General features: G+C 71.9%; 10 protein-coding genes and 1 tRNA gene. 8 read left to right on the top strand and 3 right to left on the bottom strand.

Annotated elements, in window-relative coordinates; all coding sequences use genetic code 11:
* Positions 1–524, bottom strand: a 524-nt coding sequence (locus SSP08S_RS41415) for a DUF3662 domain-containing protein (RefSeq protein ID WP_019073541.1), incomplete at its 3' end; no start/stop codon positions are given.
* 419 nt (positions 525–943) lie between these two features.
* Between SSP08S_RS41415 and SSP08S_RS41410 the strand changes: the two genes are divergently transcribed.
* Positions 944–1,027 (top strand) — tRNA-Leu (locus SSP08S_RS41410).
* An 80-nt stretch (positions 1,028–1,107) separates the two neighbouring features.
* Here SSP08S_RS41410 and SSP08S_RS41405 read toward each other — a convergent pair.
* Entirely contained in the window at positions 1,108–1,761 is a 654-nt protein-coding gene (locus SSP08S_RS41405) for an FMN-dependent NADH-azoreductase (protein ID WP_019073540.1), read from the bottom strand.
* 130 nt (positions 1,762–1,891) lie between these two features.
* On the opposite strand from SSP08S_RS41405, the gene SSP08S_RS41400 reads away from it, so the two are divergent.
* The 4 genes from SSP08S_RS41400 (at position 1,892) to SSP08S_RS41385 (ending at position 5,247) form a co-directional block, all read left to right on the top strand.
* A complete protein-coding gene (locus SSP08S_RS41400) occupies positions 1,892–2,254 on the top strand; it encodes a winged helix-turn-helix transcriptional regulator (protein ID WP_019073539.1) in 363 nt (120 codons plus the stop codon).
* A gap of 171 nt (positions 2,255–2,425) precedes the next feature.
* Positions 2,426–3,835 carry a DUF2252 domain-containing protein gene (locus SSP08S_RS41395; RefSeq protein ID WP_019073538.1) on the top strand — a complete coding sequence of 470 codons (1,410 nt, stop codon included), beginning with the start codon at positions 2,426–2,428 and terminating at the stop codon, positions 3,833–3,835.
* A 114-nt stretch (positions 3,836–3,949) separates the two neighbouring features.
* Complete coding sequence (locus SSP08S_RS41390; RefSeq protein WP_019073537.1) at positions 3,950–4,903, top strand: J domain-containing protein; 954 nt, start codon at positions 3,950–3,952, stop codon at positions 4,901–4,903.
* A gap of 14 nt (positions 4,904–4,917) precedes the next feature.
* Entirely contained in the window at positions 4,918–5,247 is a 330-nt protein-coding gene (locus SSP08S_RS41385; RefSeq protein WP_019073536.1) for a rhodanese-like domain-containing protein, read from the top strand.
* Between the two features lie 22 nt (positions 5,248–5,269).
* On the opposite strand, the gene SSP08S_RS41380 is transcribed toward SSP08S_RS41385, so the two are convergent.
* Positions 5,270–6,403, bottom strand: coding sequence for an acyl-CoA dehydrogenase family protein (locus SSP08S_RS41380; protein ID WP_019073535.1), 1,134 nt, complete (start codon positions 6,401–6,403; stop codon positions 5,270–5,272).
* Between the two features lie 194 nt (positions 6,404–6,597).
* Here SSP08S_RS41380 and SSP08S_RS41375 point away from each other — a divergent pair, with 194 nt between their 5' ends.
* From SSP08S_RS41375 to SSP08S_RS41365, 3 genes are all read left to right on the top strand, one after another.
* Positions 6,598–7,374, top strand: coding sequence for a DUF5819 family protein (locus SSP08S_RS41375; RefSeq protein ID WP_019073534.1), 777 nt, complete (start codon positions 6,598–6,600; stop codon positions 7,372–7,374).
* Positions 7,371–8,579: an HTTM domain-containing protein gene (locus SSP08S_RS41370; RefSeq protein ID WP_019073533.1), complete on the top strand. Its 1,209-nt coding sequence runs from the start codon at positions 7,371–7,373 to the stop codon at positions 8,577–8,579. Before SSP08S_RS41375 ends, SSP08S_RS41370 begins: the two co-directional genes overlap by 4 nt.
* The coding region (locus tag SSP08S_RS41365; RefSeq protein ID WP_019073532.1) for a TrmH family RNA methyltransferase at positions 8,576–9,319 on the top strand (744 nt) is incomplete at its 3' end. The genes SSP08S_RS41370 and SSP08S_RS41365, both read left to right, overlap by 4 nt.

Raw genomic sequence — 9,319 nt, 5'->3', positions numbered from 1 at the left:
GCCGAGCCGCGGCCACCGGGCGGCGGTGCGGCCGGCATGGGCGGCGGGGCGCTCGCGGGGGCGGCGGCGGGCGGATAGCCGTAGCCGCCGGGCCGTCCCGCGGCCGGCGGTGCCGCCGGAGCGGGGGTGCCGGGTGCCTGCTGGTTGGTGGAGGAGGCGAGCGTACGACTGCGCACCCGGTACAGACCGGTGTCGAGGTCCTCCGCCTTCTCCAGGTGGACCTTGATGGGCCCCATGAAGGTGTAGCGCTGCTGCTTGGCGTAGTCGCGGACCATGCCGGCGAGCTCGTCGCCGAGCTGGCCGGAGTAGGGGCTGAGCCGCTCGAAGTCCGGCGTGCTCAGCTCCACGATGAAGTCGTTGGGTACGACGGTCCGGTCGCGGTTCCAGATCGTCGCGTTGTTGTCGCACTCGCGCTGGAGCGCGCCGGCGATCTCGACGGGCTGGACCTCGGACTTGAACACCTTGGCGAAGGTGCCGTTGACCAGACCTTCGAGGCGTTGCTCGAACTTCTTCAGGACTCCCATGGGGCACCTCCTCCGTCGTTGCCGCACTGGTTGCCGTGCCGGCTGCCTTGGTACTGCTTACTGATCGTATCCACGCGCCGGTAAATCGGCTGGTTCCCCCTTGTCGGCCCGTCGAACTCCTTCTGCACTACTCCTGCCCAGGATCGTAGAGGGGGCCGCAGACAAGTGTCCCGCACCTGACTGTGGACCTTGCCCGCCTCCTGGGGAGATGGCCGCTACCGGTACGAGGTTGATACGTGAACCGGCCCACGTTGATACGTAGCGGGAGGTGCGAGGCGTTCGGAGGGGGCGCCGGTGGTCCCCGGGGCAGGTCACGGGGTGCGGATAAGGGATGTGAATCCACCCCGGGCACCGTGCTAATCTTCTGCATGTCGGAAGGCGCCAGCCCCTACGGGGAACAGCTCGAAGACACACCCAATGCGCGGGTGGCGGAATAGGCAGACGCGCTGGATTCAGGTTCCAGTGCCCGCAAGGGCGTGGGGGTTCAACTCCCCCCTCGCGCACAACGGAAGCCCCTCAGGTCTCGGACCTGAGGGGCTTCTTCTTGTGTGGTTCTCACCTCAGGTGAGGACAATCACAGCTTCTAGGCGGCGAGCCGCTCCGCCAGTTCCTTCGCCTTGACCGCCGCGTCGCCGAGGGCGCGCTCGCGGGACGCCTCGTAGAGCGGGACCAGGTCGGACATCGCCGGGTTCTGCGGCGCCATGGTGAGCTCCGGGACGATGAACTCCAGTTCCGTGCCGAGGGCGTCGGCGAAGACCGCGCGGAGATACGTCTGCACGTACTCGAAGCCCTCGCGCGGGGTACCGGGGCCGTAGGCACCGCCGCGGCTGGCGATCACGGTGACCGGGGTGCCCTTGATCTTCGAGTCCTCGGTGCCCGCGGTGCGGCCCATGAGGATCACGTTGTCCAGCCAGGCCTTCAGGGTCGAGGGGATGGCGAAGTTGTACATCGGGGCGCCGATCAGCACCGCGTCCGCCTGCTCCAGCTCCTCTATGAGCTTCACGCGCTCGGCGAAGGCCGCCGCCTGCTCGGGCGTGTGCGTGGCCGGGTCGGCGAAGCCGGCGGTGTGCGCGTCGGCGGTGATGTGCGGCACGGGGTTCGCGGCGAGGTCGCGGTGGATCACCGTGCCCTCCGGGTGCTGCTCCTCCCAGGACGTGCGGAAGGCGTCGGTGACGGCGCGGGAGGCGGAGGCGCCGGCGGGGAACACGGAGGAGTCGATGTGCAGAAGCGTGGCCATGGGGGTCTCCAGGGGGCTGGAACCGCCGAGCAGTCGTTTTGCTCAGCAGCTGAAGTTTCGTACTCGACTATGAATAACACAGGTACTTACTTTTTTTCATCCCGGTTCCGGAGGGCAGTACCCTGAGGCCATGACGGTCGAGCAGGAGCACGGCACGGACCTGTGCAAGCAGGTCGACAAGGGCATCACCCGTGTCTTCCAGCTGTTCGGAAAGCGCTGGACCGGGCCGATCGTGGCCGTCCTGATGGCACAGCCCATGCACTTCTCCGACCTGCGCCGGGCCATCCCTGGCATCAGCGAGCGCATGCTCTCCGACCGGCTCACCGAGCTCGGCGCCGCCGGTCTGCTCGTCCGCGAGGTCGACGAGGGCCCGCCGCTGCGCGTCTCGTACCGGCTGACGCAGGCCGGAAAGGCCCTGGACCCGGCGCTCCGGGAACTCGGGGCGTGGGCCAAGGTGCATCTGCCCGAGGGGTGGGACTCGGGCAACTGCTGAGGCCTGGCGTCGGGCGGTTGCCGATGCGCGGCCCGTGCGGGGTCTGCCGGGTGCCGTCGGTTTTCCACAGGCGCCGAGTTGTCCACAGGGTCTGACGTGTTTTCGCCACCGGCTGTACGGTCGTCGCGAGTTGATGTTCGTGCGTGCGCAAGTGCGGGGGAGGCGGTCGCTATGACCGAGGCCGGAATCGGTGTGGGGCGCAGGCTGCCCGGAGTGCGGGGCTTCGCCACGTGGCCGGTGGAGGGATCGCCCAAGGAAGAGGGCAGGGCGCTGCGGGAGAGCGTCCCGCGCGGCGCGCACGCCGCGCTCGACCTGGACGGCTCCCGCCCGGACGCGGTGACCGCCGTCGAGGAGTCCGGCCGCGGCCGCATCCCCGGGCTCACACCGATACGGGTGGGCCGGATGGCGGCCACCCCCTTCGCCTTCCTGCGCGGTTCGGCCGGCCTGATGGCCCACGACCTCGCCCGCACCCCCATGACCCGGATCGGCGCCCAGATCTGCGGTGACGCCCACGCGGCCAACTTCGGCCTGTACGGCGACGCCCGCGGCGGCCTGGTCATCGACCTGAACGACTTCGACGAGACCGTGCACGGCCCCTGGGAGTGGGACCTCAAGCGGCTCGCCGCCTCGCTGGTGCTCGCGGGCCGGGAGGCAGGCGCCGACGAGGACACCTGCCGTACGGCGGCGCACGGCGCGGTGGGCTCCTACCGCCGCACCATGCGGCTGCTGGCGAAGCTCCCGGTGCTGGACGCGTGGAACGCCATCGCGGACGAGGAGCTGGTCTCCCACGCCGACGCCCGTGACCTGCTCGGCACCCTGGAGCGGGTCTCCGAGAAGGCGCGGGGCAACACCAGCGGGCGGTTCGCGGCCAGGTCGACCGAGGCCGCCGAGGACGGCGGGCGCCGCTTCGTCGACGCCTCGCCGGTGCTGCGCCGGATCCCGGACGAGGAGGCCGCGGCGGTCGCGGCGTCCCTGGAGTCGTATCTCGACACGCTCTCCGAGGACCGCCTCCCGCTGCTCGCCCGGCACACGGTGCACGACGTCGCCTTCCGCGTCGTCGGCACGGGCAGCGTCGGCACACGGTCGTACGTCGTGCTGCTCCTCGACCACCGCGGCGAACCGCTCGTCCTCCAGGTCAAGGAGGCCCGCCCCTCGGCGCTGGTGCCGCATCTGCTCACCGCCGGGTTCGACGCGCCCGCCGTCCCGCACGAGGGCCGGCGTGTGGTGCTCGGGCAGAAGCGGATGCAGGTCGTCAGCGACATCCTGCTGGGCTGGACGACGGTCGACGGACTGCCGTTCCAGGTACGGCAGTTCCGCAACCGCAAGGGCAGCGTCGACCCCGCCGCCCTCGCCGCCGACCAGATCGACGACTACGGCCGGATGACCGGCGCCCTCCTGGCCCGCGCCCACGCCCACAGCGCCGACCCGCGCCTGGTCGCCGGGTACTGCGGCAAGAACGACGAACTGGACGAGGCGATAGCGACGTTCGCCGTCACCTACGCCGACCGCACCGAGGCGGACCACGCGGAGCTGGTGGCGGCGGTGCGGACGGGGCGGATCGCGGCGGAGCTGGGGGTCTGAGGTCCCGGTGGAGCCGCCCCGGCACGCTGTGCGTCGTCTGTCGGGACCTGTCGGCCCAGTGGTCGGTGGCCGACTGTCCGGAGGCGAGGGGCGGCCGTGGCCTACGCTGGTCGGGTGACGACCCCGGAAGCTGAGCAGTCCCAGTCCGCGCCCGTCGGAGAACCGGTGCCGGAGCAGGCGGGTGCCGAGGTGCCGTCTGCCGGAGCCGAGGTGGGCGCCGGTGCCGTCGGTGACGGGGGCGAGCCCGCCGCGCCCCGGCCCGAGGAGCGGCTGGAGCGGGCCGTGCGGGCCGCCGAGCAGGCGTTGATCGAGTACGAGATCGCGGTGGACACCTTCCGCATCGAGGTCGAGAACTTCTCCCGGCTGCACCACCAGAAACTCGGCCCGATGTACTCCAGGCTCGACGAGCTGGACGCGCGGATCGCCGAGGCCAAGGCCGCGCGCAGCGGTGACCCCGAGGACATCCGGCTGGCGGACGAGGCCCGCGCGCGGGTGATGCCGATGCCGGCGGTCGAGGAGCTGTTCCACGGCTGGATGGACGGCGACGGCCTGTTCCCGGAGGCCGCGGCGATGCTCACGGACCAGCCGGTGCGGCCCCCGCAGCGGGTGCGCCCCAGCGAGGAGGCCCGCAAGCTCTACCGCGAGCTGGCCCGCAAGGCCCACCCGGACCTGGCGCAGGACGACGACGAGCGCAAGCGGCGCGAGGAGTTCATCACCCGGGTCAACGCCGCCTACAGCCGGGGCGACGCCCCGCTGCTGCGCGAGCTGGCCGAGGAGTGGGCCGCGGGACCGGCCCCGGCGGAGCGCGGCCCGAGCCCCAGCGAGGAGCTCTACGCCCGCCTCGAATGGCTCGCCCAGCGCAAGGAACTGCTCACCCTCGTCGCCCGGGAACTGGAGGAGGGCGCCATCGGCTCCATGCTCCGGATCGCCCCGGACGACCCCGACCGGCTCCTGGACGAGATCGCGGACCAGCTGCTCGCCCAAGTCGCCGAGCGGGAGGCCGAGTTGGCGGCCCTGCTCGGGGAGCCGGACACGTCGGCCGGAGCGTCGGGTAGCGTCGAGTCATGAGTTTCGGAGCTGGTGTGCCCACGGTCGAGGTCGGCGACCTCAAGGACGGCGACTTCCTGCTGGACGTCCGCGAGGACGACGAGTGGCAGGCGGGTCACGCCTCGGGGGCGCTGCACATCCCCCTCAGCGAATTCGTGGCCCGGTACGGCGAGTTGACCGAGGCGGCGCCGCAGGACGGCAGGGTCCATGTGATCTGCCGCTCCGGCGGGCGCTCCGCCCAGGTCACGAACTATCTGACCCAGCAGGGCATCGACGCGGTGAACGTCGACGGCGGCATGCAGGTCTGGGCTGCCGCCGGCCGCCCGGTCGTCACGGACGAGGGCGAACCGGGCTTCGTGCTGTAGCTGTCCCTGTGGCTGGCGGGGTCTAGCCCAGCGGATGGGCCGCCAGCAGGTCCCCCAGTGCCTCCTCGTGTGCCGCCGCCGGGCCGAGCGACAGCTCCAGGTGCTTGGCCCAGGCGTGGTACCGGTGCAGGGGATAGTCGGTGTCGGCGCCGAACCCCCCGTGCAGATGCTGCGCGGTCTGCACGACCCGTCGTACCCCCTCCGCCGCCCAGATCTTGGCCACGGCCAGGTCCGCGGCGGCGGGCAGCGCGCCCGGTGCGCCCGAGGCGATCCGCCACGCGGCCTGCCACAGCGTGGCCTCCATCGCGCGCAGGTCGATGTACCGGTCGGCGGCCTGCACGGCGACCGCCTGGAAGGTCGCGACCGGGAACCCGAACTGCTCGCGCTTGCCCGTGTATTCGGCGGTCATGCGCAGGACGGCGGTGCCGAGCCCGAGGGCCAGCGCGCAGGTGCCGGCGGTCAGCAGGTCGCGCAGCCACTCCCAGGCGCCGTCGGCGTCGATGACGTCGACCACCGCGATCGGCACGGATTCCAGGCGCAGTTCCGCGAGCCGCTCGCCGGTCGTGGAGAGCTGCTCGGCGAGTACGACGCCGTCGCGGTCCGGGGCGACCAGCGCGAGAACGCTCCGGTCGGCGTCCGTGTGCGCCGGTACGACGACCAGGTCCGCGTTGAAGGCCCACGGCACCGCCGTCTGCACCCCGTCCAGCAGCCACCGGTCGCCGTCCCGCCGCGCGGTCACGGCGAGCTCGGCCGGGTCGTGCCCGGTCCGCCCGTGCGCGGCGACGGTCAGCACGAGCTCGCCGCGGGCCGCCCGGGCGAGCAGGCCGGCCCTCAGCTCCTTGCTGCCGAAGGCCTGTACGGCCGCCGCGGCGGCGCTGCTCTCCAGGAGCGGCACCCTGGCCAGCACCTTCGCGGACTCCCGCAGCAGCAGACAGAGGGCGATGGCGTCCAGGCCCGCTCCGCCGTACTCCTCGTCGAGCAGCAGGCTCAGCAGGTCGGCCTCGGCGAGGCGGGCCCACAGCGCCCGGTCGAAGTCCTCGGCGACCGCGCCCGTGGTGTCCGCCGGACTGGGCACGGAGTCCGGCACGACGTCGGCGAACACCCCCGCCGCCGCCTCGGCCGCCGCCTGCTGCTCCTCGCTGAAGGTGAAGTCCACGGTTCCCGTCCTTCCGCAAGACCTGATCTGACGGAGCGTCAAGATAGAACACGTTCTAGAAGAAAGGAACGGCTCGGCCGGTCGTCCCACGGAGAACATGACAACGTGCATGGCCTGTGGGGATCGGGACTGTGCCCGGAGCGTGCGGCTGAGTACCGTTCCGTGCGACGGACAGGAATCGGAGACGGGGCGGCATGGACGCGAACGACGGAGGCTCGAACGCCCCCGAGGGGGAGCAGACGCCCGTGTCCTCCTCCGCGGGGCCGCACGTGCCCGCGCAGCAGCCCCCACATCCGCCCCCGCCCCCGCCCGCACCGGACCCGCCCGTCGGAGTCGCCGCGCTGTCCCTGCGCTACCAGGTGGGCGCCGCGCTGGCGGTCGCGGTCGTGGCGGTCGCCGCCCTCGTCCACCTCGGGATGGTGTTCCTGCACGTCGCGCCGTCGAACACGGTGACGAAGCAGCACGGCAAGGCGATCGACGAGTGGATCTACCCGGAGTTCGAGCAGAACTGGAAGCTCTTCGCGCCGAACCCCTTGCAGCAGAACATCGAGGTCCAGGTGCGCGCCGACATCCGCACGGCGGCCGGTGCGACCCGTACGACCGGCTGGTACGACCTGTCGGCCGAGGACGGCGCGGCCATCGACGGCAATCTGCTGCCGAGCCACACCGAGCAGAACGAGCTGCGCCGGGCCTGGGACTTCCTGACCGCCACCCACGACGCCGACAACAAGGCGATCGGCGTGCGCGGCACGCTCGCGGAGACGTATCTGCGCCGCATCGTCGTGCTGCGCCTGGGCCGGGACGACGCGGCCGGGCCGGGCGGCACCGTCCAGCGCGTCCAGGTCCGCTCCGTCACCACCAATGTGTCCCCGCCCGAGTGGAGTGACGAGCAGGTGTCGACCACGCCCCAGTACCGCACGCTGCCCTGGTGGACGGTCCCGGCGGCCGAGGGCACGGGAGGTGTCCGGTGAGCGGCTTCGCCCCGTCGGTCTCCCGCGGCATCGCCCGCGTCACCGAGTCGGCCCTCGGCCCCTACCAGAGCGCCGTGATCCGCATCGGCTTCGCCGCGACCTGGCTCGTGTTCCTACTGCGCGAACTGCCCCACCGCCAGGAGCTCTACGGCCCCGACGGACCCTGGAGCTGGGACCTCGCCCGCCGGCTGATCGCGGACAACGGCGCGTTCACGGCCCTGATGTGGTCCGACGGGCAGTTCTGGTTCGAGACGGTGTACGCGCTGGCCGTACTGGCGAGCGTCCTGCTGCTGCTGGGCTGGCGCACCCGCACGACGTCCGTGCTCTTCATGGTCGGCGTCCTCTCGCTCCAGAACCGCAGCGTCTTCATGGGCGACGGCGGCGACAACGTCCTGCACCTGATGTCGATCTACCTGGTGTTCACCCGCTGCGGCCAGGTCTGGTCCCTCGACGCGCGCCGGGCCGCACGCGCGCGTGGAGGGCGGATTTCCGACCTGGTGGGGCCCGTCCTGTGGGTCGTGCTCGGGGCGGTGCTCGTCGCGGTGACGGTGGCGGGCCGCTTCGACAGCGACTGGTTCGTGCCCGCGCTCCTGTGGGGCGTCTGGCTGGGGCAGGCCCTGTGGTGGGCGGTCGGGCGGTACGCGAAGTCGTACGAGCCTCGGGTGCTGCTGGACGTCGTCGCCAACGTGATCCACAACGGCGCCCTGTTCGTCGTCGCGGCCGAGGCCTGTCTGATCTACGCGACGGCCGGCTGGTACAAGATCCAGGGCTCCCGCTGGCAGGACGGCACCGCCGTCTACTACCCGCTCCACCTCGACTACTTCTCCCCCTGGCCCGGCCTCGCCGACGTGCTGTCCTCCAGCGGCACGATGGTGATGCTGGTGACCTACGGGACGGTGATCGTGCAGGTCGCCTTCCCGTTCACGCTCTTCAACCGGCGGGTCAAGAACGTCCTGCTGGCCCTGATGATGACCGAGCACGCGGCGATCGCCGTGCTCCTGGGGCTGCCGTTCTTCTCCCTCGCGATGATCGCGACGGACGCGGTCTTCCTGCCGACGTCGTTCCTGCGCCGGCTCGGCGGCCGGGCGGCACGCGCGCGTGCACGGTGGTTCGCGCGGGGCGGCCGTGCGGTCCCGGACGAGGACCCGGAGGAGCCGCGCAGCCCGGAGAACCCCGAGCACAGCCACGTAGGCTTCTCCGCATGACCGACCCCGCAGCGGCCGACTGGCACCGGCTCGCCGAGACCGCCGTGCTGCTCGACGGCTTCCACGCCCTCAAGCACGCACTGCGCTTCGGCGCCGAGGTCCCGCTGGCGGTCACCACGGACCGACCGGCGGCCCTCGCCCTCGCCGCCGACCTGGCCCCCGACGTACGGGACACCCTGGACGCCCTGCTGACAGAGGTCCCGGAGACCACGTACCGCTCCTTCGTACCGCGCCCCCACCCGACAGCGGTGGCGGCCCTGGCGGTACGTCCCGCGCGCGCGGCCAACCTGGAGCAGCTCGCGCACACGCCCCGCAGCACGCCCGTCGTGGTCCTCGACAACCCGCGCAACCTCGGCAACGCGGGCGCCGTGATCCGCCTCGCTGCCGGTTTCGGCGCGACCGGGGTGGTCACCACGGGGACGCTCGACCCCTGGCACCCCACAGTCGTACGAGCCGGAGCGGGCCTGCACTACGCGACAGCCGTGGAACGCCTGACGGTGGAAGAACTCCCGCCCGGCCCGGTGTTCGCCCTCGACCCCGAGGGCGACGACATCCGGGGCATGAAGCTCCCGGACGACGCCGTCCTGGCCTTCGGTTCGGAACGCAGCGGCCTCTCGGCCGAACTACGCGCGCGTACCGACCACTTGGTGGCACTCCCGATGCGCCCCCAGGTCTCCAGCTACAACCTGGCGACGAGCGTGGCGATGACTCTCTATCACTGGAGCACTGCAGCGCCCCTC

Origin of the sequence: Streptomyces hokutonensis (genome assembly GCF_000376565.1) — a bacterium.
Lineage (GTDB): Bacteria > Actinomycetota > Actinomycetes > Streptomycetales > Streptomycetaceae > Streptomyces > Streptomyces hokutonensis.
Note: the sequence above shows the minus strand (reverse complement) of the source record. Positions and strands in the feature narration are given on the sequence as shown.

Coding starts and splice junctions, on each gene's coding strand:
- SSP08S_RS41405 (WP_019073540.1), bottom strand. CDS start 1,761: ATGGCCACGCTTCTGCACATCGACTCCTCCGTGTTCCCCGCCGGCGCC.
- SSP08S_RS41400 (WP_019073539.1), top strand. CDS start 1,892: ATGACGGTCGAGCAGGAGCACGGCACGGACCTGTGCAAGCAGGTCGAC.
- SSP08S_RS41395 (WP_019073538.1), top strand. CDS start 2,426: ATGACCGAGGCCGGAATCGGTGTGGGGCGCAGGCTGCCCGGAGTGCGG.
- SSP08S_RS41375 (WP_019073534.1), top strand. CDS start 6,598: ATGGACGCGAACGACGGAGGCTCGAACGCCCCCGAGGGGGAGCAGACG.